The 22,799-nt window shown below is 66.8% G+C and carries 27 protein-coding genes; 18 read left to right on the top strand and 9 right to left on the bottom strand.

What is annotated here, in order from left to right; all coding sequences use genetic code 11:
- Positions 1-857: 857 nt before the first annotated feature.
- Complete coding sequence (locus tag E3O50_RS18500) at positions 858-2,435, bottom strand: AAA family ATPase (RefSeq protein ID WP_277870828.1); 1,578 nt, start codon at positions 2,433-2,435, stop codon at positions 858-860.
- A 298-nt stretch (positions 2,436-2,733) separates the two neighbouring features.
- Here E3O50_RS18500 and E3O50_RS18495 point away from each other — a divergent pair, with 298 nt between their 5' ends.
- Positions 2,734-3,174: a DUF5997 family protein gene (locus tag E3O50_RS18495; protein WP_134558379.1), complete on the top strand. Its 441-nt coding sequence runs from the start codon at positions 2,734-2,736 to the stop codon at positions 3,172-3,174.
- Positions 3,175-3,439: 265 nt separating this feature from the next.
- Here E3O50_RS18495 and E3O50_RS18490 read toward each other — a convergent pair whose 3' ends face one another.
- The gene (locus E3O50_RS18490; protein ID WP_134558378.1) at positions 3,440-3,814 is read right to left on the bottom strand and encodes a YccF domain-containing protein; all 375 of its coding nucleotides are present in this window, start codon (positions 3,812-3,814) and stop codon (positions 3,440-3,442) included.
- 136 nt (positions 3,815-3,950) lie between these two features.
- Here E3O50_RS18490 and E3O50_RS18485 point away from each other — a divergent pair, with 136 nt between their 5' ends.
- Positions 3,951-4,484 carry a hypothetical protein gene (locus E3O50_RS18485; protein ID WP_134558377.1) on the top strand — a complete coding sequence of 178 codons (534 nt, stop codon included), beginning with the start codon at positions 3,951-3,953 and terminating at the stop codon, positions 4,482-4,484.
- A gap of 128 nt (positions 4,485-4,612) precedes the next feature.
- Positions 4,613-6,088: an MFS transporter gene (locus E3O50_RS18480; RefSeq protein ID WP_134558376.1), complete on the top strand. Its 1,476-nt coding sequence runs from the start codon at positions 4,613-4,615 to the stop codon at positions 6,086-6,088.
- Between the two features lie 105 nt (positions 6,089-6,193).
- Here E3O50_RS18480 and E3O50_RS18475 read toward each other — a convergent pair whose 3' ends face one another.
- The 3 genes from E3O50_RS18475 to E3O50_RS18465 form a co-directional block, all read right to left on the bottom strand.
- Complete coding sequence (locus tag E3O50_RS18475) at positions 6,194-6,832, bottom strand: hypothetical protein (protein ID WP_134558375.1); 639 nt, start codon at positions 6,830-6,832, stop codon at positions 6,194-6,196.
- 76 nt (positions 6,833-6,908) lie between these two features.
- Positions 6,909-7,151 (bottom strand): hypothetical protein, encoded by a 243-nt coding sequence (locus tag E3O50_RS18470; protein WP_134558374.1) that lies wholly within the window; start codon positions 7,149-7,151, stop codon positions 6,909-6,911.
- Between the two features lie 234 nt (positions 7,152-7,385).
- Entirely contained in the window at positions 7,386-7,868 is a 483-nt protein-coding gene (locus E3O50_RS18465) for a VOC family protein (protein ID WP_134558373.1), read from the bottom strand.
- A 99-nt stretch (positions 7,869-7,967) separates the two neighbouring features.
- Between E3O50_RS18465 and E3O50_RS18460 the strand changes: the two genes are divergently transcribed.
- Complete coding sequence (locus tag E3O50_RS18460; RefSeq protein ID WP_134558372.1) at positions 7,968-8,948, top strand: WYL domain-containing protein; 981 nt, start codon at positions 7,968-7,970, stop codon at positions 8,946-8,948.
- 479 nt (positions 8,949-9,427) lie between these two features.
- On the opposite strand, the gene E3O50_RS18450 is transcribed toward E3O50_RS18460, so the two are convergent.
- Positions 9,428-9,889: an ATP-binding protein gene (locus E3O50_RS18450; protein ID WP_198413372.1), complete on the bottom strand. Its 462-nt coding sequence runs from the start codon at positions 9,887-9,889 to the stop codon at positions 9,428-9,430.
- 199 nt (positions 9,890-10,088) lie between these two features.
- Positions 10,089-10,679 (bottom strand): TetR-like C-terminal domain-containing protein, encoded by a 591-nt coding sequence (locus tag E3O50_RS18445; RefSeq protein WP_134559642.1) that lies wholly within the window; start codon positions 10,677-10,679, stop codon positions 10,089-10,091.
- A 203-nt stretch (positions 10,680-10,882) separates the two neighbouring features.
- On the opposite strand from E3O50_RS18445, the gene E3O50_RS18440 reads away from it, so the two are divergent.
- A complete protein-coding gene (locus E3O50_RS18440; protein WP_134559640.1) occupies positions 10,883-11,716 on the top strand; it encodes an alpha/beta hydrolase in 834 nt (277 codons plus the stop codon).
- Between the two features lie 137 nt (positions 11,717-11,853).
- Here the strand turns inward: E3O50_RS18440 and E3O50_RS18435 are convergent, their stop codons facing one another.
- Positions 11,854-12,228 (bottom strand): antibiotic biosynthesis monooxygenase, encoded by a 375-nt coding sequence (locus tag E3O50_RS18435; protein ID WP_134445972.1) that lies wholly within the window; start codon positions 12,226-12,228, stop codon positions 11,854-11,856.
- Between the two features lie 339 nt (positions 12,229-12,567).
- Between E3O50_RS18435 and E3O50_RS18430 the strand changes: the two genes are divergently transcribed.
- The 7 genes from E3O50_RS18430 to E3O50_RS18400 all read left to right on the top strand — a co-directional run bounded on the left by E3O50_RS18430 (position 12,568) and on the right by E3O50_RS18400 (position 16,723).
- Positions 12,568-12,798, top strand: a complete 231-nt coding sequence (locus E3O50_RS18430; protein WP_134445971.1) for a dodecin — start codon at positions 12,568-12,570, stop codon at positions 12,796-12,798.
- Positions 12,795-13,133: a transcription initiation protein gene (locus E3O50_RS18425; RefSeq protein WP_134559638.1), complete on the top strand. Its 339-nt coding sequence runs from the start codon at positions 12,795-12,797 to the stop codon at positions 13,131-13,133. The genes E3O50_RS18430 and E3O50_RS18425 overlap by 4 nt, the downstream gene beginning before the upstream one ends.
- Before the next feature lie 154 nt (positions 13,134-13,287).
- Complete coding sequence (locus E3O50_RS18420; RefSeq protein WP_134445969.1) at positions 13,288-13,638, top strand: PadR family transcriptional regulator; 351 nt, start codon at positions 13,288-13,290, stop codon at positions 13,636-13,638.
- Positions 13,631-14,686 carry a DUF1648 domain-containing protein gene (locus tag E3O50_RS18415; protein ID WP_134559636.1) on the top strand — a complete coding sequence of 352 codons (1,056 nt, stop codon included), beginning with the start codon at positions 13,631-13,633 and terminating at the stop codon, positions 14,684-14,686. Before E3O50_RS18420 ends, E3O50_RS18415 begins: the two co-directional genes overlap by 8 nt.
- Positions 14,683-15,039, top strand: a complete 357-nt coding sequence (locus E3O50_RS18410; RefSeq protein ID WP_134559634.1) for a PLD nuclease N-terminal domain-containing protein — start codon at positions 14,683-14,685, stop codon at positions 15,037-15,039. Before E3O50_RS18415 ends, E3O50_RS18410 begins: the two co-directional genes overlap by 4 nt.
- Positions 15,036-15,965, top strand: coding sequence for an ABC transporter ATP-binding protein (locus E3O50_RS18405; protein ID WP_134559632.1), 930 nt, complete (start codon positions 15,036-15,038; stop codon positions 15,963-15,965). The genes E3O50_RS18410 and E3O50_RS18405 overlap by 4 nt, the downstream gene beginning before the upstream one ends.
- Positions 15,962-16,723 (top strand): ABC transporter permease, encoded by a 762-nt coding sequence (locus tag E3O50_RS18400; protein ID WP_134559630.1) that lies wholly within the window; start codon positions 15,962-15,964, stop codon positions 16,721-16,723. The genes E3O50_RS18405 and E3O50_RS18400 overlap by 4 nt, the downstream gene beginning before the upstream one ends.
- Before the next feature lie 40 nt (positions 16,724-16,763).
- Here the strand turns inward: E3O50_RS18400 and E3O50_RS18395 are convergent, their stop codons facing one another.
- Positions 16,764-17,759, bottom strand: a complete 996-nt coding sequence (locus E3O50_RS18395; RefSeq protein WP_134445965.1) for a DMT family transporter — start codon at positions 17,757-17,759, stop codon at positions 16,764-16,766.
- A 124-nt stretch (positions 17,760-17,883) separates the two neighbouring features.
- Between E3O50_RS18395 and E3O50_RS18390 the strand changes: the two genes are divergently transcribed.
- The 6 genes from E3O50_RS18390 to E3O50_RS18365 all read left to right on the top strand — a co-directional run bounded on the left by E3O50_RS18390 (position 17,884) and on the right by E3O50_RS18365 (position 22,796).
- A complete protein-coding gene (locus E3O50_RS18390) occupies positions 17,884-18,444 on the top strand; it encodes a CGNR zinc finger domain-containing protein (RefSeq protein ID WP_134445964.1) in 561 nt (186 codons plus the stop codon).
- Positions 18,445-18,539: 95 nt separating this feature from the next.
- Positions 18,540-18,992 (top strand): XRE family transcriptional regulator, encoded by a 453-nt coding sequence (locus E3O50_RS18385; RefSeq protein WP_134445963.1) that lies wholly within the window; start codon positions 18,540-18,542, stop codon positions 18,990-18,992.
- Between the two features lie 10 nt (positions 18,993-19,002).
- Entirely contained in the window at positions 19,003-19,347 is a 345-nt protein-coding gene (locus E3O50_RS18380; RefSeq protein WP_134445962.1) for a HepT-like ribonuclease domain-containing protein, read from the top strand.
- Between the two features lie 376 nt (positions 19,348-19,723).
- Positions 19,724-20,035: a hypothetical protein gene (locus E3O50_RS18375; RefSeq protein WP_134445961.1), complete on the top strand. Its 312-nt coding sequence runs from the start codon at positions 19,724-19,726 to the stop codon at positions 20,033-20,035.
- 127 nt (positions 20,036-20,162) lie between these two features.
- Positions 20,163-21,695, top strand: coding sequence for an MDR family MFS transporter (locus E3O50_RS18370; protein WP_134559628.1), 1,533 nt, complete (start codon positions 20,163-20,165; stop codon positions 21,693-21,695).
- A gap of 165 nt (positions 21,696-21,860) precedes the next feature.
- Positions 21,861-22,796, top strand: a complete 936-nt coding sequence (locus E3O50_RS18365; RefSeq protein WP_134446017.1) for an ATP-binding cassette domain-containing protein — start codon at positions 21,861-21,863, stop codon at positions 22,794-22,796.
- The last annotated feature ends 3 nt before the right edge of the window (positions 22,797-22,799 follow it).

Here is a 22,799-nt window from a genome sequence, read left to right as displayed (position 1 = left end):
TCCTTCCATAGGCGCTCACTCCTACCAAGACGATGGCGGTTGAGACGTTGTACCGCTTCTTTCCGGGTGTATGAAGGGATATCCGACAATGCACGTCGCAAAGTCGCCGCCTTTTCCGCCACATTACCCAGAGAAAGCCGCAGCATCTCTGTTAGGGGATCGCTAGCCCCGGCGCAAAGTTCTAGAGCAGACATCACAATCCGTTGAGTGGGGGTTCCCGCCTCTAGCTCGTCGTAAACGACTGGCAGGACAGCAATTCCCGAAGCCTGCAATCGTGGCAACTTTGCGATATCCAACCGGCCTCGCAGGACTGCGCTGAACTCAGACGCCTCCGAGTAGGACCTCGTGACGTTCGAAGCAAGTTGTTCAATCTGATGAACAAGTTGCTGCATGGCAAATGCTTTGAAGAGGGGCGAACTCTCGCTTACATCTTTCAAGGACCCCGGTCGTATCCGGATCGACTTTGCACCTAGCCGAAGCAGTGCCCCTAGATTCGATAGATCCCCGGTACTCGGGACGCGCAAGAGCTTCTCCGGAGCAACACTCGGCGAGATTAGGGTAGACGAAATGTCTGCCACGGCTGACAAGGAACTTCGTACAGTCATCTCTTGCAGGAGAGATGCCACCCGCTCATGCGAAGCCACCGTCAAATAGTCGCCTTCGTGAAGAGTCGCTACATACAGGCCTTTGGACTCCGGCCAGCTTGCCGTATGCACGACTGGCGGCCGGTGGCGCCATAGTTTGGGAAGAACGACGACTACGACACTGAGACCTTTCCGGCTTGATACACACACCCCGGATCGAATACCTGAAGCCGACGCCTGCAATGTGACGCTCCGAGAGCCCATGATAGACATCTAAGCCGCCATGGTGGCCACACCCACCGAGCTTTTTCCGATCCCAATTCCCGCCACTTCCTCCAATCGCACTACTCGAGCAAGCCCAAGTCCTGATGAAGTAAAGCGCAAACCAAGTGTCGCTAGATATACGTCAAATCTAATTCCAACAGATATCGCGCTCTCCAGGACGGCCTCATTGAGGGTCGGTCGGCTTCGGACCCAAGCCTCACGTTCTTCGCTGACCAGGATCGCCTCAGATCCGTGGAAACCGGCTAGCTCTATTAGTTGAGGTCCGATTGAGTACAACCATGACGTTGCGAGCCTCGGAAGGACATTAACCTCGGGAACATCATGATTCAGATCTAGATGCCCGAAACGGCGGGTTGATGCCTTGGCTGTGTCTGCTGCACCCCAAGTCGCCAGGTATTCCATGTCTGGGAGTGGGAACGACTTCATTGTGAAGGTAGCTTCTCCCGTGCGCAAGAAGACCAAGGCGCGCCGCGGAAAATTTGACCTAGACAGAGCGCTCAATTTAGCCCCGGACGATGACTTGCCGGTCAAATTGAGTCGCCACGTTCCGTTCGAATTCTGTCCTTTATAGAGCGTGAAGTCATTGTCTAAGTAGTCTTGACCGTCCCATTCGATTGTGAAACTCGAATTCACCGGGATCATGTCTTGGAAGAAAAGAGCGGCAGAGCCGTGGTTGGGATCGGCCCGTCCGGCAAGCGAGAGGTCGATTTGGTTTCGCGAACCGCCAGTCCCGGCACCCATTTCCACCCAAAATGCATCGAGTATCGCACGCCCATCGAGGGTCTGTGCGTCGTTGAGCTCTTCCTTGAGTTCCAAGAGTTCGTCGGAAAGTGCGATGTTGAGGTCAACATTTGCGTTCTTTGCGGCGGCGAACAAGAACGACTGCCCGACGAGGAAGTCTGCGCCTAAGAAAGGGCTCAAGAGAGACTCATTCACGGCGGAGACGATCTCGACGGTTGGTGCCATCAAGTTCGCAAGCTCCTGGCCGTGAATTTCGGCGATTGCCTCGAGGAGATCCTTCGATGGCAGAGGCGCCATAGGAATGAATGCGAAACGTCTCCGCAGAGCCGCGTCAAGACCCGCAACTGAACGATCCGTGGTATTCATCGTCGCAAGAAAATACAAGTTTGAAGGAAGAGAGAAAAGCTCGCGCGAATAAGGAAGAGTCACTTTAGCGCCACCCTCCCAAACTTCCTCGGTCGGGTTCCAGCGGTCGCGTCGCTCAGATTCCATCGGAAGCATGGCGTCTCCCAAAACGCGGGACACGTTTGCGCGATTCAATTCGTCAAGAAGGACCAGAAAATCAAGGCCTGGTGATAAATAGGCCAGGGCGGCGATATTTTTGAGAAATCCATCCACAAGCTCGAAGTCACCGAGTTCTCCGTCGTTTTTTGCGGTAGCCCGCACGCCTTCGATGAAATCCTCATAACTCGTGCTCGGGTGGAAAACGGTGGCCCATTCGCCGGAGGCGTCGCCCCCCAGGCTCCGACCAGTATTCGCACTCCATGTTTCAGCGATCTGGGAAACCATTCGAGTCTTGCCAGTTCCCGGGGGACCTTCCAGCACGACATTCGAGTAGCTGCGGAGAACTTGGATGATCTGTGCAACGGACGCGGTCAAGACTAAACTCCCAGATTTGTTGTTCGATGGCAGATGGCCGTTCGGCTCTTGATCTTTCGCGAATGGCCAAATGCTGTGACTTTCCGAAGCCTATCGGTGGTCAAACGTGTCCAGCTAAAATCGCCCTCCAGTTCTGCTCGCTCGACGCTATCTGTTGGAACTCGTTTTGTCGGCCCGATGAAAGGCGGACCCACGAGTCTTGGTCGGATCGAAAGGACTGTGCGTTGACGAGTAGGCTGGACTGATGAGCGAGAAGAAGACCCAGACCATGAAGCCCGCAACGGCGGCCCAGAAGCTCGGGATTCTGCTCGAGGCAGCCCCCGAGGAGTTCCAGAACACCCTGATCTCGCGCACCGAGCTCACCGAACTCGACACGAACCCGCCGGAGTGGCTCGCCCTGTTGCGCGCCAACGGCCCGCACCCCAAGCAGGTCGTCGCTGCGAAGCTCGGCGTCTCGATCTCCGGGCTCGCGCGCGGCAAGGTCACCGAGCCGCTGACAAGCGCCGAGATCCTCGCGTTGCTGCAGCAGCCGCCGGCGTGGCTCGTCACCGAGCGCGCCACCCAGTTCGAGGTGCGCGAGGAGCAGATCCGCGTCAAGGACCGCGACGCCGAGCGCGCCCGCAAGGCCGCGCATGCCGCCCGGTTTGCCGCCCAGAACGAGAAGGCCGCCGCGAAGAAGCGCTAGGTGCTCGCGCTGGATACGTTCCGCTCGTGATATATGTAGATCGGTGAATTCCGAGGCGACATCGCCCCTTACACGTCTCCCCGGGTGCTTTCAGATCAGCGCGCGTCTTCCTCGCGTTTGAGCTGAGGCTTTTGACGGTGGGTATCGGGGAACCTTCGACCGTGCTGCCGGTAGCATTCCTGATGCCGGCTGTGCCCGTATAGGCGACGCTTCGAAGGGCGCAACCGCTCGAGAGGCGCGGTTTCTCCCGGGCAACCGGCGAGACCTACGGCAGGTCGACGATCGCCTTGCCGAGGGGCAGGAGCGCGACCGGGATCAGCTTGAAGTTGGCGATTCCCATCGGGATGCCGATGATCGTAATGCAGAGCGCGATGCCGGTGGTGAGGTGGGTCAGGGCGATCCACCAGCCGACCAGCACCACCCAGAGCACGTTGCCGAGGAAGGACCCGAGGCCGGCGTTCGGCGTGGAGACGACGGTCTTGCCGAACGGCCAGAGGGCGTAGACGCCGATGCGGGCGGCGGCGATTCCCCAGGGGATGGTGATGATGAGCACGAACATGATCAGTGCGGCCAGCATGTAGCCGAGGAACAGCCAGAAGCCCGAGAGCACGAACCAGATGATGTTCAGGAGAGTCCTCATGATCGTTCAAGTCTCTCAGGTCGCGCACACTGTGTGCCGGTGAGCTCGGTTGTTTCGGGGGCTGCGGCGCGCGGGCGTGCCGGCGACCAGGCCACGCCCGGCGGGCGCTCGGTGACCGATGCGCCAGACTGGGGAGATGGACTGGACGCGACTCGGGCTCGAAAACGCGGGCTTCACGGGCTTCGTGCGGTTCGCTGATCTGGCCGCTGCGAGCCTGCCCGCATCGCCGGGCGTCTACCTGGTTCTCCGTGAGGACGATCGCAGCCCGGACTTCCTCGAGACGAGCCCGGCCGGGAGATTCAAGGAACGAAACCCGACCGTGTCGAACGCGCTCCTGGCGGAGGCGTGGCTCGACGCGGCATCCGTGCTCTATATCGGGAAGGCCGGCGCCGGGGCGAAGGGCAAACGGGGTCTGCGGAAGCGGCTGACCGAGTATCGGCGCCACGGCGCGGGCGAGAAGGTGGGGCACTGGGGAGGCCGCTACGTGTGGCAGCTCGCCGGCAGCGCTGAGCTGCTCGTCGCCTGGCTGGAGACGGGAGACGAGGACCCCGAGGAGGTCGAGGCGGCTCTCATCGACCACTTTGTGCTCACGTTCGGCGCTCGCCCCTTCGCGAATCGTAAGCTCGGCGCGGCGAGGCGGAAGGTCGTGCCGGCGGGACGTCACCGCTGACGCGTCGAGTTGCCATTCCAGAACCCGGGTCGCTAGTGTGGCTGCACCGGAAGTAAAACCGCGGGGCTCTGCCCGCGCTCATACGTTGCTCATCGAGCAGCCACTTCTCCCCACGTGGAGAGATGGATATGAGCAACCAGAACGAGCTACCGAACCCGACCGGTGATTCTCGAGTGTCGTCGGATCGCCATCGCCCCCAGACCCTCAGGGCCGCAGCCGTGGCGCTCGCCGGGTTGTCCGCGGTGTTCCTGTTCGAGATGCTCGACAACTCGATCCTCAACGTCGCGCTCCCCACCATCGGGCGTGAACTGGACGCGTCGACCACCGCACTGCAGTGGGTCACGGGCGCGTATGCGGTCGTCTTCGGCGGGCTGATGCTGCTGTTCAGCGCCATCGCCGACCGGTTCGGCCGCCGACGGGTGATGCTGATCGGCCTGGCGGTGCTGGGTCTCGCGAGTCTGGCCACCGCCCTCGTCACGACGACCGAACAGCTCATCGCCGTGCGGGTCGCCATGGGCATCGCCGCCGCCATGACTACCCCGGGCTCCATGGCCCTGGCGTTCCGGCTCTTCGACGATGAACACCTGCGCGTCCGGGCGATCACCCTCATCTCCACGGTCGGGCTGGTGGGTCTGGCGTTCGGCCCGACCGTCGGCGGCTTCATCCTCGCCGTCGCTCCGTGGCAGGTGCTGTTGCTGATCAACGCTCCCATTGCTGTGCTCGCGTTCATCGGCATCCGGATCGGCATCGCCCGGGACCTTCCCGCCGAACTCCACCGCGACCCGCTGGACATCGCGGGGGCCCTTCTCGGCACCGCCACAATCGTGCTGGCGCTCGTGGCTCCGACGCTGTTCGTGGGGGAGGGCGGCGGCTCCTGGACCCCCTGGGCGGCGACCGCCGGTGCCGTAATCGCTGCGATCCTCTTCGTCGTCCGCGAGCGAACAGCCCGGTACCCCCTTCTGGACTTGAAGCTCATTGCCTTGCCCCTCGTCTCCAGCGGACTCGTTTACAAAGCCGCTTCGGGCCTCGCGATCTCCGGCCTCAGCTACATGGTGACCCTGCAGCTCCAGTTCGCCTGGGGCTGGCCGCCGGCCCTGGCCGCAATCGGCATGCTTCCCCAGGTCATCGTGCTGCTCGGCGGCGGCCGCCTCGTCGGGCCCTTCGTGAACAAGTTCGGGATGGACCGCGCAGCCTGGATGAGCGCGGCAGCCGTGGTGCTGGGCCTCGCCGTCTTCGCGGCAGGGAGTCGCTTCGGCTACGTCTGGGTCGCCCTCTCCCTCGCGCTCGTCGCAGCCGGGATGCGCGTGGTCGGCGTGGTCGCCGGCACGAACGTCATGCGGGGCCTGCCGAAGAACCGCACCACGATCGGCGCTGCCCTCGTGGACACGTCGAGCCAGGTCGCCACCGGGGTCGGGATCGCCGTGACCGGCACCATCCTCGCGGCGCTCTTCACCGGCAACATCTCGGCGTCGAACTGGAGCGCGGACCAGGCGGCCGCGTTCCAAACCGGCGTCACCGTCGCCGGGGTCACCCTCACGGCTGTGGCGGGCGCCCTCGTGCTGGTCGGAATCGCCCGGAGCCGCCCGGCTCGCCACACGCTCTGATAGCTCGATCGGTCGGTGTCTCTCGAACACCTGCGGCGACAGTGTCGGGTGCGACCGACATCCGTGCGCTGATGGCAGGCACTGCTGTGCCAACTTGGGGGGCGCCTACCCTTGCTCTGCGAGTGCTGCGTCGCGCTCGCTCTTCTCCGTGGTGAGCTTAGTCAGTCCATCTTCGTAACCGACGCAGCTACCGTTCGTGTCTGCGGCCAGACCTAGCTGATAGCGGATCTCCTGGCCGGCTGCCTGTTGTTCTGGCGTTGCCGCCGGGTAGGTGCTCGAGTATGCAGCCTCGTAGGTGCCAGCGCCGGCAACCGCCGCGAGCCAAGCGAGTTCTGCCATGTAGCTTGATCGGACGTATGCGATCTGCGGCGCCACGAGCTTTGGCCACGTGAAGTAGGTGTCGTCCAGCTGCTCCATCGCTTGGCGATGAGTTGCCACTCCGGTACTGGCGGCAGCGACGACAGCTGCTACGTCTGGAGCCCCGCCGGCGAAGTACTCGTCCTTGCCAGCAGTGAAGGCGTCCGTCAATGCGCCGGAAGCCACATTATTCGGGCAAACGATGGACCGGTAGCGGGTGGCGGCCGTGTCATTCGTCAACGCCACAGGACCCGGGTCGATCTTGGGTGCAGACTCCACAGTCGGCGTTGGGCTCGCGCCAGGCGATTCGCCGTCGGTTGCCGCGCACCCCGTGAGAACCAGAAGGATTGCCGCTGCGCTAATTGCTGATCGTGTGATGACTCTCATGACGTCCCCCGATTGCAGTGCTCGACCCCCGAGTACCGTCTTGATGTCAGCCTATGGCAAATGCGAAAGCGCGAGTTCACTGGCAGTTTCCCGCCCGGGGCACACCAGACACGACCCCGCAATTCACGGCGACGAGCCACTTTCGCTTGGCTCCCGACGGCCTCTTCGAGGTGAGATGCCAGGCCTGGCAGGCCGCACAGATGTAGACGGCGACCGGAATCTTGGGCTTGACCCCGGCATCGCGCGCAACGATGGCTCGAAGACTGTGAGCCGCGGCTCCTTGAGTTGGGTACTTGATCTTGGTGCAGACGGCCGTCACGGCGAGCTCCTTGTAGGAAAGATTGCTCGCGTGGCACATATCCACACTTGGCCTCGCCTTAAAGGACGAGGGCCCTGGAACCGTAGAAGACGGTTGATTGAAGCATAGGGGGAGATGCGCGATTCGGCGTGACGAGCGGGATGACGTTGAGGAGTGTCTTCATGGTGCTGTCGATCGCCCCAGGTCGCGCGGGGCGGCACGGACCAAACCGCACCGCAGCTGCGCTACCGGCGGTTAGGCGGTGTAGGCGGTGTACGCGGCGGCCACGTCGAGGATCCAGGTCACGCCGAACGCGTCGGTGAGCATGCCGAATCCGGGGCTCCAGGCGGATGCCGCGAGCGGCTCCACGATCGACGCGCCGGCGGAGAGCGCAGCCCAGTACCCCTGTACTTCGTCGAGGGTGTCGCCGCGGACGGAGACGAAGAACGGCTGGTTGGTGAGGGTGACGCCGTTCTCGCGGCGGGTCGAGCCGGCCGCGCTCGCCGTGCCGGCCGAGCCGGCCGTCTGGCCGGGGATGTCGTACGCCATCACCCGGAAGCCAGCCTCAGTTTCGACCTGCCCGAAGACGACGTTCGCGGCCCCGGGGGCGTCCTGGGGCATCCCGAAGTCGCCGTAGGTCGCGATGGTGACCTGGCCGCCGAAGACGGACTGGTAGAAGCCGAGCGCGGCTCGGGCGTCGCCGTGGAAGTTGAGGTGGGTGGTGGTCGTGATGCTCATGTCTGCTCCTAGTGAACGGTGCCGGGCGGGTCCCGACAACGGTCACTCTGGCATCCGTCTAGGACAGTTTCGGTCCTCAACTCGAACTACGATCGACGCATGACGACGACCACCGCGCGGCTGCTGAATCTGCTGTCGCTGCTGCAGACCCGGCGCGACTGGCCCGGCGCCCTGCTCGCCGAACGGCTGGGCATCAGCCACCGCACGGTGCGCCGCGACGTCGACCGCCTGCGCCAGCTGGGCTACCGCATCCAGGCGACCATGGGCCCGGACGGCGGCTACCGGCTCGACGCCGGAAGCGAGCTGCCGCCACTCCTCTTCGACGACGACCAGGTCGTCGCGCTGGCCGTGGCCCTCCAGATGGCCACCGTCACTGGAGCGGGGATCGAAGAGGCGGCCCTGCGGGCGCTCACCACGGTGCGGCAGGTGATCCCGTCCCGGCTGCGCCACCGCCTGGACGCCCTCGACTTCACGACCGTCCCGCGCCCGGGCGACGGCCCCGCTGTTGAGGTCTCAGCGGATGTCCTCATCGCCCTCTCCGCGGCGGTCCGCGCCCGCGAGGTGCTCCGGTTCGACTACGCGAGCGCGGAGCCGGGCGCCGACGGCACCGAACCGAGGCACCCTCGCCGGGTCGAGCCGCACCACCTCGTCACCTCCCACGGCCGGTGGTACCTCGTCGCGTGGGACCTCGAGCGCGACGACTGGCGGATCTTCCGCGCCGACCGCGTCACCCCGCGCACCCCGACGGCACCCCGCTTCAGCCCGCGCGAGCTCCCGGGCGGCGACGCGAAGGGCTACGTCTCCGCCCGCTTCAAAGGCTCCGCCGAGGCGAACGCGTGGCCGTGCACAGGAACGGTCGTGCTGCACCTTGACGCTCGTGCCGTTCTCCCGTTCGCCGGCGATGGCGTCGTCGAGTCCCTCGGCCCCGACCAGTGCCGGTTCACCGCCGGATCCTGGTCCTGGGTCGCCCTCGCCGCCTCCCTCAACCGTTTCGACACCGACATCGACGTGGTCGGCCCGCCGGAACTGACCGAAGCCTTCGCACGCCTCGCCGCACGGAACGCGGCCACGTCTCGATAGCCCGGTCGGACATCCATGCGCGGGGAGTCCCCGCGCCGCTCCCGACCTGGCCGTGAGCGGGCTGGGGCGCGACCGGGGGAGGTCCGGCTCGCGGACGCATCCGTGCGCGCTGGCGCCGGCGCCCGTTTCGGCGGGCCGCGCCCGAAACGGCGGGCGCGGGCTGCGGAAACCGGCGCGGGCGTGGCTCCCACACCGGCCTGGACGCGGATGTGCTCGTACGCACGGCCGTGTTGCGATATGCCGACCTTTCCTCCGCGTATCGTGCCGGCGATCGTCGAGTTCAGCTACGGTCATCTCGCTAAATCCCCCCGCCGCGTCGGGAAACCACTTGAGCGCGAGCTCACCGGTTCGTGGAGTGCCCGCCGAGGTCCGTACCGGGTGCTTAACGACATCCACGAGGATGAGGCCCGGGTCATAATCCTCAGGGTGGATCAGCGCGCGGACGGCTATCGCGCGCGGTAAGCGTCGCGGCGTCGAGCCTATGCGACGACGGTCAAGGGTCCCTCGTCGGAGGTGGGGACCTCGAAGTTATCGAAGTAGGCGGCAGCCAGGTCGTCTGTCAGCTGAACGCAATTCGCTTCGTGTCCCGCCCGCGCACGGACACGAGCCAGGGCCAGTTTTCGCGGCGTCGCCAAGTAGATCGTCTCCGGCTCGACACCCAGCGGCCGGAGGAGGGCGCGATAGTCGTCGCGCATCCGTCGGGACCAGAAGGAGTAGTCCAGCACCACATCCGCCTGCGACCTCACCAGGTCGAGAAGTCGCTGGCGCAGGTGGCTTTCGATCTCGAGCCGGACTTCCTCGGCCAGGGGCTGGGAGTGAATGCCACGACGCCAGGCCTCCTCATCGAAACTCAGCCTTGCCATACCGTCGGCCTCGAGCGCGCGTGCAACCGTGGACTTACCTGAACCGGCCGGGCCACACATAAAGACGACACGGACCATGCCGACGAGCCTAACCGCAGCCGAACTACTCAGCGGACGGCTGATCTGTGGACGTCTGATTCGGGCGTACCCGAATCATGCAGGACCACCTGATCGGGCTAGGGCTAAGGAGATCGGTGCGGGCCTGGGGAGCGACGAGTCGATCAGTTGGCGCCGACGGTCGCGCGTGCGACAGGCGTCCGTGTGGTCGTACAGTGCTTTACCGGCCGGGCTGCGGGGTGCTGGTGTCCGTCCACTGGGTGAGGGCGACGATGAAGCCGTGGATCAGGCGTTCGAAGCTCCGGTTGATGTCTGCGCTCATGGCGAAGGACCCGCCGGTTTCGAACGAGATGAACCCGTGCAGGGTGGAACGGAAGGCGCGGATCGCATCGATGGCGTCGTCGCCCTCGAGGTGGTACGCGGTGAGCACGTCGGTTATCAGCTGAATGACCGCGAGCGACACGGCTTCGTCCTCGAGGTCGCCCGGGGCGGGCATCCGGTTGGCGGCCTCATAGCGGGCGGGGTGCTGCAGCGCCCACTGCCGATACGCCCGGGACATGGCGGAAATGGCGTCGGGGCCGGAGCGACCGACGGAGGCCCGCGCGAGCACCTCGCCCATGTCGCGTTTGGCGTGCACGGCGATGTCGCGGTGGAGGCCGGCCATCGAGTCGATGTGCTTGTAGAGGGATGGCTGGCGAACGCCGAGGCGCGCGGCCAGTGCGGCGAGGGTGAGCGAGTTGAGGCCGACTTCATCGGCCATCACGGCCGCCTCTTCCGCCACCCGGTCGCGGGTGAGCCCGACCCTAGGCACGGGTCCGTGCTCCGGCCCTGGCGCTGAGAGGTCGTCGAACGAAAGCGGATGCTGTTTCCATAGGGCTAAGGATGACCTGCCTTTTGGCTAGTGTCAATAGCCAACCCGAGGCGTAGGCGACGCGCCCTGACCGGCATGCGTGAAGCATCCGCTTTTCTGATTTGGCTATTGACACTAGCCAAAAGGGGATGCATAGTAGCTGCATGACCTCCTCCACTGCAGCTTCTGCCTCGTCGACTCAGTACCTCGCCCGCCCCGAGGGGCGCATCGCCTATGACCTCCAGGGCGCCGGACCACTTCTCGTACTCGTGCCCGGCATGGGTGAGTTGCGGTCCTCCTATCGCTTCCTGACCCCGGCGCTCGTCGCCGCAGGCTACACGGTGGTCACCACCGACCTCCGTGGGCACGGCGACAGCGACACCACCTTCTCCGGCTACGGAGACATCGAAACCGCGAGCGACATCCAGGCCCTGATCGCACAGCTCGGCCGGCCGGCGGTGATCGTCGGTAACTCCCTGGCCGCCGGGGCCGCCGTGATCGTCGCCGCGGAGCATCCCGCCCAGGTCGACGGTCTGGTCCTGGTCGGCCCCTTCGTGCGGAACCCGCCATCGAACGTGTTCACCCGCGGGCTGTTCCGCGTGATGATGGCCCCGCTCTGGATCGCGCCGATGTGGAAGAGCTACATGCCCACCCTCTACGCCGGCCGCAAGCCCGCCGACTTCGAGGAGTACCGCACGGCGGTCATCGCCAGCCTGAAGCGCAAGTCGTACGGAAAGGCCTTCTCGCTCACCACCCAGCAGACCACCCACGACCCCGCCGAGGCGAAGCTCAGTGCGGTGACCGCCCCCACGCTCGTCATCATGGGCGACAAGGACCCCGACTTCAAGGACCCGGCCGCCGAAGCGCGATTCGTAGCGGATGCCCTCCACGGCTCGGTCGTGATGGTCGCCGACGCCGGCCACTACCCCCAGGCCCAGCAGCCGGACATCACCGCCGCCGTCGTTCTCGGGTTCGTGAAGACCCTGCCCCGCGCCTAGGTCGGACTCTCTCCGGCGGACTCGCTGGCGCGCTGCCCGTAGGCGCCGGAGGTGAGGACGCGGTATGAGTCGGTGTGGGAGTCGCTCATCTCGCCTCCATTCTGCCGGGAGTCACTGGCGAAGGCCATGGCCCGTGGCTAGCTGACGAGCGACTCCTTGCGCGTGAAACCGGAGAAGGGTCGCATGTAGGTCGAGCCGAAGCCGTCGAGGATTTCCTTCGCCGCGGCATCCGGTGTGCCGAACACGACGAAGCCCGTGATGTCGACGCCGTCGAGGAAGCGCTCGGCGAACTGGGGGAAGACCGTCGTGACGTGGCTGACGACAGCCTCTGAGTCTCGATACATTTCAAGAATGTGCACCACGGTCTCGTCGTCGTTGACGCTGTAGTCGTAGATGAGCGAGCCCTCTTCGGCCTTCGTCGCTGCCACGAGCGGCTCGATTGCTTCGGTGAAGTCCTGGAACTTGCCCGGCTTCACGTCGCAGGTCACTAGCCAGTAGATTTCTTCGCGCATGGTCGTTGCCTCTCTCGATACCTCACTCGGTGGATCCGCTGCGGTCTGGGCGCCAGAACAACCCGTCACGCCTTGGTCCGAACTATCGAGACCGATGCTAGAGCGCACGAACGGCCGGTCGCGGAGAGTGTCGAGTATCTGAACACCCGGGCCGATGCTCCGCACGACGCGGCGCTCGTGGTCTGTGCTGGGCGGGCGTGGTGTGGGTCGGGTGCGTTCGCGGTGGCGTCGGGGGATGCCCGTGGCCACGCCGTTGAAGGCTCGTTGCTCGCGGGCTATGGTCGGAGAACCTGAGGCGAGGACGCCGCGGGTTCGGCACGAAGGTGGAGGGAACAAGCGATGACGAATCACACGTACCGCGTCACGGAGATTGTCGGGACGTCGCCGGACGGAACGGATGCGGCCATCCGCAGCGGACTCGAGCGCGCGACCCGCACGCTGCGCAACGTGGACTGGTTCGAGGTGGTGGGCACCCGCGGGCATGTGGAGGACGGCGTGATCCACCACTTCCAGGTGACGCTCAAGGTCGGCTTCCGGCTGGACGACGCCGATGAGGTCGCCGATTCATGACCAAGTACCTCATCTCCTTCCCGAGCGACGCGATGGTAGTCACGGATGAGGAGTTCCCGGTCGTTGTCGTCGACTCCCATGCCGTCGTCGCGGAGGCGAAGGCCGCCGGCGTCTGGGTCTTCGGCGGGGGGATCGACGAGGGCGTCGCTCCGGTGCTCGTTGCCGCCGATGGCGTCTTGAGCGCTGAGCTCTATCCGGGCTCCGACCTCACGGGCGGGTTCACCGTGCTGGAACTGCCGACGCGGGAGGATGCGGTCGAGTGGGCGCGGAGGATCGCGGTGGCCTGCCGGTGCGCGCAGGAGCTCCGCGCGTTCGGGTACGACCCGGAGAGCTAGGGGCGCAGGGCGAGGCCGGCGGGAGTGGTCGCATCCGCCGGGCGTCGAGACCCAGCTGTCGGCCGGCATCCGCTCGCGGCGGTAACGTGTGTTACCTTGTAGTTGGCATAACAAGCAACCGGGTGTGACACGGTACAGGACGCGAGGCGGGACCATGGCGATCGAGGGCGAGGCGATTCCGTCTCAACTGCGCAAGGGCGTGGTCGAGCTCGCCGTGCTCGCCCTGCTGCACCGGGGCGAGGCCTACGGCGCCGAGATCGTCGACCGGCTCGTCCAGTACCCGGGCCTCGCCATCAGCGCCGGCACAGCGTACCCGCTGCTGAATCGGCTGAAGAAGACCGGCCTGATCACCTCGGAGTGGCAGGAATCGCCCGTCGGCCCGCCGCGCAAGTACTACCGGCTGTCGCCCGCGGGCGAGCGGGCCTTCGTAGCGATGACGAAGGTGTGGACCGCGATGAGCGCCGACATGACCGACCTCCTGGGAAAGGACGCGACCCATGCGTGACCACTCCGAAGCGCTGCCCGGCGACGGGCTCCCGCCCGCCGGGGCAACCGCGCTGGTCGACGCCTACTTCGACCACCTGCGCGCCGCGGCGGCGCGACTGCGCATCGACATCGACGCGGACTCCCTCGCCGAGCTGCTAGCCCACGTCGAGCATCGCCTCGACGGGACCGATCGTAGCGACGACGCGGTGCGCCGGGTGCTCGCCGAGCTGGGCGAGCCCGAGGCGCTCGCGGGCGCCTATGCGGCCGACGATCCCGACTCCGACTTCGACACCGACCGTGGTTTCGACTCCGGCGTCGACGACGACGGGGGCACGGATGCCGCCACTCGCGGTCCCCGGGACCTCACCAACGGGGGACTGCCGCGCACCCACCGGGCGGGCCGGTTCCTCGGCGTCCCCTACGACACCCGGCAGCCCACATCGGAGCGCTTCGCGAGCCGGTCGTGGGACCCGAGCGACCCGAGCATCCTCGTGCCGAAGGCGCTCGGCATCGGCTGGACGGTCAACTTCGCCGCGCTCGCCGTGCGGGCGCACCTGATCCGGCCGGACGACGAGGACGAGCCGTTCGCCGAGGCGCCCGCGTGGGTGATCACGGCGACGCTCGCCGCACCAGTTCTCGCCGGGGTCGCGTTCGCAACCCTCGCGGCCGTGACCTGGGCCCACCTGCCCGAAACCGTCCCCTCGCACTGGGGACTCACCGGCGAGCCGGACGGCTACTCGAGCCGCACCGCCAACCTCCTGCTTCTGAGCGGGTTCGTGCTGCTGCCGCTTCTCGTCGCAGCCTGGGTGCACCTCGCCCGGCGTGCCGCGTGGAGCCGGGTCGCCGCATCCGCCGGGAGCTTCGCGCTTGCGCTCGTCGCGCTCGTCTGCCTCGTGCAGACCCTCTTCGCGGTGCAGGGCGGCGCCGGAATGTGGCCGACCTGGATCGGACTGTTCCTCGTGCTCGTGCTGCCGTTGGGGTTGCTCGTGGGTGTTTCCCGGAGCGGTCGCGCCGCTGAACAGCGCCGCGACTTCGCGTCGGCCTCGAAGAAGGGTTCCGTGTCATGAATATGCCTTTGTCGTCACTCCCCGGGTGGGTGTGGATCGTCATCGCGGTGATGGGGGTCGTGCAGGTCACCCTCGACGTCATCGCGCTCGTCGACCTGTACCGGCGGCCCGCCGACCGGGTTCTCACCGGCAACAAGTGGGTGTGGCTGGCCGTGATCCTGCTCGCCAACCTGCTCGGCGCCATCCTCTACCTGGTCGTGGGCCGGAAGCCGGCCGTGCTGGACGCGGCAGCGTCGGCACCCCGGCCGCCCGCGATCAGCCCCGACGCGGTTGCCGACTCCTTGTACGGGTCACGCAACGACGCCGCCGGGCAGCCGGGCACCGAGCCACGGAGTGAAGCCGGCCCGCGATGAGTCTCGCGATCCGCACCAGCGGCCTGACCAAGACCTACGGCGAGCACCGGGCGCTGGACAACGTCGACCTCGAGGTCGAGGAAGGCTCGATCTTCGGGTTTCTCGGCCCGAACGGAGCCGGCAAGACGACGCTGCTCCGGATGCTGACCGGGCTCGCCCGGCCGACGAGCGGCGGCGTGCAGATCCTCGGCCGCGACGTCACGGCGGTCGACGACTCGATCCGCGCTCGGATCGGCTTCCTGCCCGACGTGCCCGGCTTCTACGACTGGATGACCGCCGAGGAATTCCTCCGGTTCGTCGGCCGGCTCTTCGCGATCGACCGGCGCACCCTGGATGAACGTGTCGGCATGCTTCTCGGACTCGCCGGACTGACCGACGTGACCATCGCGATCGGCGGGTACTCCCGCGGCATGAAGCAGCGCCTCGGGGTCGCCCAGGCGTTGATCAACGCGCCGCAGCTGCTGCTCCTCGACGAGCCGACGAGCGCCCTCGACCCGATGGGACGCCGCGACGTGCTCGAGATGCTCAGCTCACTGCGCGGGCGGACCACCGTATTCTTCTCGACGCATATCCTCGCCGACGTCGAGCGGGTCTGCGACACCGTCGCCATTCTCGACCACGGGCGTGTGGTCGCGCACGGTCCGATCCAGGAGCTCACGTCCCGCTACGCCGAGCGCAAGGTGATCCTCGAGGTCACGGATGCCGCGGGCGGCCTCGCGGAAGACATCTCCCGCGAGCCGTGGGCGACATCCGTTGCCGTGGGGCCCACCGGCGCCCTCGAAATCACCGTCACCGACATGGACGCGGCCCGCCGGGCCATCCCGGTGCTGGTCGCCAACCGGCACACCGGTCTGTGCCGCATGGATGCCGGTGAGCTCGGCCTCGAGGACGTCTTCGTCAGCCTGGTCGGAGGGGGGACCCGATGAGGGGATTCGCAGCGTTCGCGCGCAAGGAGGTCCTCGAGATCGTGCGGACCTGGCGACTCTGGGTGCTCCCGGGCATCGTGCTGTTCTTCGCGCTGACCGGTCCGGTGATGGCCCGGTTCACGCCGGAGATCCTGCGGGCGGTCGCCTCGGACCAGCTCGGGCAGTTCACGCTCCCGGACCCGACGTATGCCGACGCCTACACGGGCTGGATCAAGAACCTGTCCCAGATCGTGCTGTTCGCGCTGATCATCGTCTACGGCGGCATCGTGTCGTCGGAGCGACGGAGCGGCACTGCGGTGCTCGTGCTGACCAAACCGGTGTCGCGTGGCGCGTTCATCCTCGCGAAGGCGACCGTCCATTCGGCGTTCCTCGCGATGCTCGTAGTCGCGGGCACGCTCGTCACCTGGGGCGGGACGGCGATCGTGTTCGGGGAGGCGCCCGGCGGGGCGCTCTGGTCGGCGTCGCTCGCCTGGCTGGTGTTCGGCATCCTGTTCGTCGCCCTGATGACGCTGCTCTCCGTGGTGATCAGCCCCACGGCCGGGGCCGCCGGTGCCGGGCTGGGCGCGTATGCGCTCGTGTCGATCGCCGCACTGTGGACGCCCCTCGGCACCTATTCACCGGCGGCGCTGACCGGCGTGCCGACGTCGCTCGCGCTCGGCAAGTCCGTCGAAACGTTCTGGCCGGTGTGCACGGCGCTGCTGCTGGCCGCAGCCCTGGTCGCGCTCGCGGTCGCCGCCTTCCGGCGGAAGGAACTCTAGGCCCGACGGGCGGTGCCCGCAGAGCGGGCGCTGCGGGGACCTACCTGTCGAGGGCCGTCGCCGGCTCGACGACCCCGGCGTCCATGAGGGGTACCGGGATGAGCGGTTCGAGCGTGGCGGGAACGGCGTTTTCGGAGCCGGCCGCACGCACGGCCGCGATGCCGCCGAGGATGAGCGCGCCGCCGAGGAGCTGGAGGGGCGTGAGCTGTTCGCCGAGCAGCAGCCAGGCGAACAGGGCCGCGAAGACGACCTCGAGCAGCGAGACGAAGGAGGCGAGCCGCGACCCGAGGACCTCGGCCGAGGTGATGCCGGCGACGTAGGCGAGCGCGGTGCTGACGACCGCGACGATGACGAGCGGCACCCACCACGGCAGGGCGGTGCCCGCGAGCGGCACCGGGCCGAACGTCGCGGAGAGGGGGAGAACGCCGGTGACGCCCAACCCGCCGAGTACGAGGCCGCCGAGCACGAGTCCCGCGGCCGCGAACCCGACCGGAGGCAGCCCGTCGCTCGGGCGGGCGGCGATCACGAAGTAGATCGCGCAGCCGACCATGGCACAGGCGGCGAAGGCGAGGCCGAGCGGGTCGACCGCGCGAATCGCGCCGGGGCCGACCACGAGCACGAGCCCGCCGACGGCGAACAGCGACCCGACCAGGACCAGGGCGTGCGGGATGCGCCGGGTCATCACCCACACGACGCCGACCAGGAGCAGCGGCGCGAGGAGTTCGATGAGCGCGGCCGTGGCCACGGGAATGGTCTGGATCGCGGCGAAGTAGAAGAATTGGGTGGCCGAGACGCCGGCGAGGGCCATCGCGAGCACGCGCCACCGTGCGCGCCACAGGGCGGGCCAGGATCCGCGCAGCGAGACCAGGGCGAGTGGCAGCAGCACGAGCCCGCCGACGAGCACGCGTGCGGTGACGGCGGCGCTCGGGGACCAGCCGGCCTCGAGCAGGGGCTTGATGAACGCGCCGGAGGTGCCGAAGGAGAGCGAGCCGATGACCGCCACGACGAGACCCGCGGAGGGGGACGAGATCTTCATGGGGGCTCCTTCTGCTGCCGGCTCGGCTTCCGACTTCTGTCACGCGCACCGCTGCGCGCACAGCGTTACGGTCTACTATTGGGTATGACCATAACGTTAGGCGATGGTCGGGTAAGGAGTCAACATGCAGTTTGCCCATGACACCGTGGAGTCGCTCGAGTTCGCGGTCGACCTTGGCAACACCGATCCCGCGGCCTCCCGGAGCGGCACGGATGAGCTCGCGACCCTCGACCAGCTCGCGGACTTCCTCGCCGGGTATCCCTTCTCCGGCCGCATCGACGGCGACGAGCGCGAGCGACTCGACGTGCTGCGCGCCCGCGACGAGGTGCGGCTCGTCTGGACCCGCGACCGCGACACCGCCGCGCTCCAGGTCAACGCCATGCTCGCCGAGGCCCGGGCCCTGCCGTACCTCGCCCGGCACGACGCGTCCGACTGGCACCTGCACGCGACCACGCCCGACGCCCCGCTCGGCGAACGCCTGCGCGTGGAAGCCTCGCTGGCCCTGATGGACGTGATCCGGATGGACGAGATGCAGCGGCTGCGCACCTGCGAAGCGGATGACTGCGCCGGCCTGATCCTCGACCTCTCGCGCAACGGGTCCAAGCGCTTCTGCAGTGCGCGCTGCGGCAGCCGGATGAACATGATCGCGTTCCGAAAGCGGAAGGGCGCGGACCCGCAGGGCTGACGCAGGCTATAGCGGCCGGCTCGCCAAGGGCTGAATCGGGGAGGCGACGGGACCGGGCTCGCGGAGGTCGTATAGCTGCGAGCTATAATCCGTGCATGAACACAGCGGAGAGCATTCTCGAGGCACGCACGCGCGCCGGGCTCTCGCAGAGCCAGCTCGCCGTGCGCGCCGACGTGCCGCAGCCGAATCTCTCCGCCTATGAGTCCGGTCGGGTGCAGCCGCGCCCCGAAACCCTCGCCCGCATCATGGCCGCGACCGCCGAGCGACCATCGGTCGTTCTGCAGCGGGGGCGCGAGCGCGTGATCGAGCTGGCCGCACGCCGCCGCGCCGGCAATGTGCGGGTCTTCGGGAGCATCGCCCGGGGCACGGATGCCGTCGGCAGCGACATCGACCTCCTCGTCGCATTCGCGCCCGAGGCCTCAATCCTCGATGCGGCGGGCCTGGTCCTCGATCTTGAACACCTTCTCGGCGTGCGGGTGGACGTCATGAGCGACCGGGCCGAGGGCAGCATCCGCGATCGTGCCGTCGCCGAGGCGGTGCCGCTGTGAGCGTGACCCGATGACCCACGAATTCGACCGAACGGATGCGCTGCTCGCGGACATCCGCGACCTTGTGCGTCACGCGCGCCTCATCACTGCTCGCGGACGAGACGTCTTCTTCGACCGGGCGGACCGCACCCAGCAGCTCGCGGCCAAGGCCATAGTGATCGACCTGCAAACCGCGGTCGAGCGGCTCCCGGCTGAGTACCGGGAGAAACACCCGGAGGTGGCCTGGGCAGAGTTGCGTGCAATGCGAAACTATCTCGCCCACGACTACGCGAACACCGACTATCAGATCGTCTGGAATGCGCTCGCCACGGACTTTCCCCGGCTTCTGCGGCAGCTGGGCCTTGCCGAGGACTGAGGCCGCGGGTTGAGGTCACCTTGCTCGATTCCCTTGCGCGATCGTGCGGGAGACGGGTACCGTGGCAGCTACGCCACACGACGAGAGGAGCCGTCCCATGATTCAGTCCAACATTCCCGCAGTGAACTGCCTCGCCGTCGGCCTCGTCGGCGTCTTCACCGCCTGACCGGCGCGAGTTTCCGCCACCGGTTCTGCGGTGGTGACGCCCTCGATGTGCGCACGCAGCCAGCGCTTTCCGCGCCCCGGGATCAATCCCGTTCCCTGACGTCGCACTCCTGACGACGTCCCTTTTTGCGCCGCCTCGGCGGCCCCGCCGGTGCACTCGACGGATGCCTCCGCATCCGTTCTGGGCACCGCCACAGTGAGGCTCACTCTCATGACCACAACGCTGTCGACCACTGCCGGTCGCCACGACCACCCGCTGCACCCGCAGCCCGAACCGGACCCGCACTCCGGATCCGAACGCGCATCCGCTGACCGCAACCTGCGTCCCCTCGGCCGAATCGATCGCCTGGCGCTGCACCTCGGCGTCGCCCTGATCCGGTGGGGACGTCGGCCGCGGGTGCAGCGCCCGGTCGCCGCCGTCGACTGGGAGGCCGTCCGGCTCGTACGCGAGGAACGCGAGAGGGCTCTCGAGCGCCAGCACGCGGACCTGCTCCGCTACCGGATGACCACGCCCTATCGGTGACCGGTGAAACGGAACTCCGTCCTACGGAGTTCCGCTTCACCGGAACAATCGGGCGGTGTCAGTGGTTTGAGTTTCAATAGCTGCACCGCCCCAACATCTTGACCGCACTTCTCGACGGGACCTTCACATGGCTGAAATCGCCACCGCCACCACCACACACGAGAACACGAACCACGGTTCACCGGGGGCGGATGCCGCGGCATCCGCGGCCGAGGCTGCCCTCGGCGTGCGCAACCGCCTCGTCATCACCCTGCTCCTCATCTCCACCTTCGTCGTGATCCTGAACGAGACGATCATGGGTGTGGCCCTGCCGCGGCTGATGGAAGACCTCAACATCTCCGCGAGCGCAGCCCAGTGGCTCACGAGCGCGTTCATGCTCACGATGGCCGTGGTCATCCCGATCACGGGGTTCCTGCTGCAGCGCTACAACACCCGGCCGGTGTTCATCGCCGCGATGACCCTGTTCAGCACCGGAACGCTCATCGCTGCGCTCGCGCCCGGCTTCACCGTGCTGCTCGTCGCCCGGGTGGTGCAGGCGACCGGAACGGCGATCATGTTCCCGCTGCTGCTCACAACCGTGATGACCCTCGTGCCCGCGGCGCACCTCGGCCGGATGATGGGCAACATCTCCATCGTGATCTCGGTCGCACCGGCGATCGGTCCGACCATTTCCGGCGCGATCCTGAGCGTGCTCGACTGGCGCTGGATGTTCATCCTCGTGCTGCCGATCGCCCTGACCGCGCTCGTCGTCGGCGGCATCCTGATGAAGAACGTCACGACACCGACCAAGACCCCGATCGACGTGCTCTCGGTGATCCTCTCCGCGCTCGGCTTCGGTGGGCTCGTCTACGGGCTGAGCAACCTGGGCGCGGCGGGCGGCGGCATCGGCTCGGTGTCCGGCTGGCTGCCGCTCGCCGTCGGCGCTCTCGGCCTCACGGCGTTCATCCTGCGTCAGCTGTCCCTGCAGAAGCGCAACCGCGCCCTGCTCGACCTGCGCACCTTCCGCTCGCGCACCTTCACCTTCGCGATCGTGATGATGGCGATCAGCATGATGGCCCTCTTCGGGACCATCATCCTGCTGCCGATCTACATTCAGACCGTGCTCGGCCTCGACACGCTCACCACCGGGCTGATGCTGCTGCCCGGGGGGCTCGTGATGGGCCTGCTCGCGCCGCTCGTGGGACGGCTCTACGACCGGTCGGGCCCCACCCGGCTCCTCGTCACCGGCTCGGTGATCGTGAGCGCGGTGTTCTGGGGGATGACCCTGTTGAACGAGCGCAGCGCGCCCTGGATGGTCGTCGCTGCGCACGTAACCCTGAGCCTCGGCCTCGCCCTGCTCTTCACTCCGCTGTTCACCGCGGGGCTGGCGGCTGTGCGCCCCGAGCTCTACTCGCACGGCAGCGCCATGGTCGGCACAATTCAGCAACTCGCGGGCGCGTTCGGCACCGCACTGTTCGTGACGGTGATGGCCTCCGTCGCCGCGTCGCAGCTGGCCACCGGTGTGACCGCGGTGACCGCAACGAGCGCAGGGATCCACGCGGCCTTCCTCTGCGGCGCCGTGATCTCGCTGTTCGCGATCCCAGCGGCGTTCTTCATCCGCCGCACGCCGGCGGTCGAGGGCGCGGATGCCGACGCACCGGCCGGAGCGCACGGCCACTGACGCGCGCAGGCCCCTCCGGTGTAACGTCGTGGTAACGAAACTGGGGGGATCTTCGGCATGGCGTCTTCACTTCTTTCTTCACTTGATAAGCCCGATCAGCAGGCTGTTCCGCGGAAGGACTCGCGGTCGGAAACTGAGCCGCTCGTGCACATCAGCAACTTCCGGATGGACTTCGGCCGCACCACCGTGATCCGCGACCTGTCCTTCGACATCAACCGGGGCGAGACCTTCGGGTTCCTCGGGTCCAACGGATCCGGCAAGACCACCACCATCCGCGCGCTGCTCGGGATCTACCAGCCCACCGCCGGTCTGCTGCACATCAACGGGAAGCCGTTCAGCCCCGAGGACGGCGCCACCCTCGGCTACCTGCCCGAGGAACGCGGCCTGTACAAGAAGGAATCCGTCATCGACGTGATGACCTATTTCGGGCGCCTCAAGGGACTCAGCCGATCGAACGCGCACTCCTGGTCGCTGCAGTATCTCGAACGGGTCGCGCTGGCCGATAAGGCGAAGGTGCGGCTCGACAAACTGTCGGGCGGCCAGCAGCAGAAGGTGCAGCTCGGCGTCACGATCATGAACGACCCGGAGCTGCTCATCCTCGACGAGCCGACCAAGGGCTTCGACCCGGTCAACCGCAAACTTCTGATGGACATCATCGAAGACCAGAAACGCGCCGGCGCCACCGTGCTGATGGTCACCCACCAGATGGAAGAGGTCGAGCGCCTCTGCGACCGGATCGTGCTCCTGAAGAACGGTGAGGCCGAGGCCTACGGCACCGTCGAGGACGTGCAGGACCAGTACGGCGGAACCGTGGTCCGGGTCCGCTACTCCGGCGAGATCCCCGACTCTCCGCACTACACGGTCACCCGGCGCGAGAGCAGCTACGCCGAACTGACCGTGACCGGCCCGATCGACGAGGCCGTCATCCTGCGCGAACTGATGGATGCGGGGGTGACCGTTCGCGAGTTCACCGCCGGTCGTCCCTCCCTCGACGACATCTTCGTCGCCGTCTATGGTGACCAGAACACCGGTGATCAGAACCCCGGCGACCAGAACGCCGGCGCTACTGCCGGTGAACGTAACGGAACGGCGGGGGAGTAGACC

The organism is Cryobacterium sp. MDB1-18-1, from assembly GCF_004402735.1.
Lineage (GTDB): Bacteria > Actinomycetota > Actinomycetes > Actinomycetales > Microbacteriaceae > Cryobacterium > Cryobacterium glucosi.
The sequence above is the reverse complement of the archived record's forward strand: the minus strand, read 5'-3'. Positions and strand labels throughout refer to the sequence as shown.

Bases quoted from the DNA above. Each gene is read 5' to 3' on its own strand.
- E3O50_RS18495 (WP_134558379.1), top strand. From the start codon at position 2,734: ATGAGCGAGAAGAAGACCCAGACCATGAAGCCCGCAACGGCGGCCCAG.
- E3O50_RS18490 (WP_134558378.1), bottom strand. From the start codon at position 3,814: ATGAGGACTCTCCTGAACATCATCTGGTTCGTGCTCTCGGGCTTCTGG.
- E3O50_RS18485 (WP_134558377.1), top strand. From the start codon at position 3,951: ATGGACTGGACGCGACTCGGGCTCGAAAACGCGGGCTTCACGGGCTTC.
- E3O50_RS18480 (WP_134558376.1), top strand. From the start codon at position 4,613: ATGAGCAACCAGAACGAGCTACCGAACCCGACCGGTGATTCTCGAGTG.
- E3O50_RS18475 (WP_134558375.1), bottom strand. From the start codon at position 6,832: ATGAGAGTCATCACACGATCAGCAATTAGCGCAGCGGCAATCCTTCTG.
- E3O50_RS18465 (WP_134558373.1), bottom strand. From the start codon at position 7,868: ATGAGCATCACGACCACCACCCACCTCAACTTCCACGGCGACGCCCGA.
- E3O50_RS18460 (WP_134558372.1), top strand. From the start codon at position 7,968: ATGACGACGACCACCGCGCGGCTGCTGAATCTGCTGTCGCTGCTGCAG.
- E3O50_RS18450 (WP_198413372.1), bottom strand. From the start codon at position 9,889: ATGGTCCGTGTCGTCTTTATGTGTGGCCCGGCCGGTTCAGGTAAGTCC.
- E3O50_RS18440 (WP_134559640.1), top strand. From the start codon at position 10,883: ATGACCTCCTCCACTGCAGCTTCTGCCTCGTCGACTCAGTACCTCGCC.
- E3O50_RS18435 (WP_134445972.1), bottom strand. From the start codon at position 12,228: ATGCGCGAAGAAATCTACTGGCTAGTGACCTGCGACGTGAAGCCGGGC.
- E3O50_RS18430 (WP_134445971.1), top strand. From the start codon at position 12,568: ATGACGAATCACACGTACCGCGTCACGGAGATTGTCGGGACGTCGCCG.
- E3O50_RS18425 (WP_134559638.1), top strand. From the start codon at position 12,795: ATGACCAAGTACCTCATCTCCTTCCCGAGCGACGCGATGGTAGTCACG.
- E3O50_RS18420 (WP_134445969.1), top strand. From the start codon at position 13,288: ATGGCGATCGAGGGCGAGGCGATTCCGTCTCAACTGCGCAAGGGCGTG.
- E3O50_RS18415 (WP_134559636.1), top strand. From the start codon at position 13,631: ATGCGTGACCACTCCGAAGCGCTGCCCGGCGACGGGCTCCCGCCCGCC.
- E3O50_RS18410 (WP_134559634.1), top strand. From the start codon at position 14,683: ATGAATATGCCTTTGTCGTCACTCCCCGGGTGGGTGTGGATCGTCATC.
- E3O50_RS18405 (WP_134559632.1), top strand. From the start codon at position 15,036: ATGAGTCTCGCGATCCGCACCAGCGGCCTGACCAAGACCTACGGCGAG.
- E3O50_RS18400 (WP_134559630.1), top strand. From the start codon at position 15,962: ATGAGGGGATTCGCAGCGTTCGCGCGCAAGGAGGTCCTCGAGATCGTG.
- E3O50_RS18395 (WP_134445965.1), bottom strand. From the start codon at position 17,759: ATGAAGATCTCGTCCCCCTCCGCGGGTCTCGTCGTGGCGGTCATCGGC.
- E3O50_RS18390 (WP_134445964.1), top strand. From the start codon at position 17,884: ATGCAGTTTGCCCATGACACCGTGGAGTCGCTCGAGTTCGCGGTCGAC.
- E3O50_RS18385 (WP_134445963.1), top strand. From the start codon at position 18,540: ATGAACACAGCGGAGAGCATTCTCGAGGCACGCACGCGCGCCGGGCTC.
- E3O50_RS18380 (WP_134445962.1), top strand. From the start codon at position 19,003: ATGACCCACGAATTCGACCGAACGGATGCGCTGCTCGCGGACATCCGC.
- E3O50_RS18375 (WP_134445961.1), top strand. From the start codon at position 19,724: ATGACCACAACGCTGTCGACCACTGCCGGTCGCCACGACCACCCGCTG.
- E3O50_RS18370 (WP_134559628.1), top strand. From the start codon at position 20,163: ATGGCTGAAATCGCCACCGCCACCACCACACACGAGAACACGAACCAC.
- E3O50_RS18365 (WP_134446017.1), top strand. From the start codon at position 21,861: ATGGACTTCGGCCGCACCACCGTGATCCGCGACCTGTCCTTCGACATC.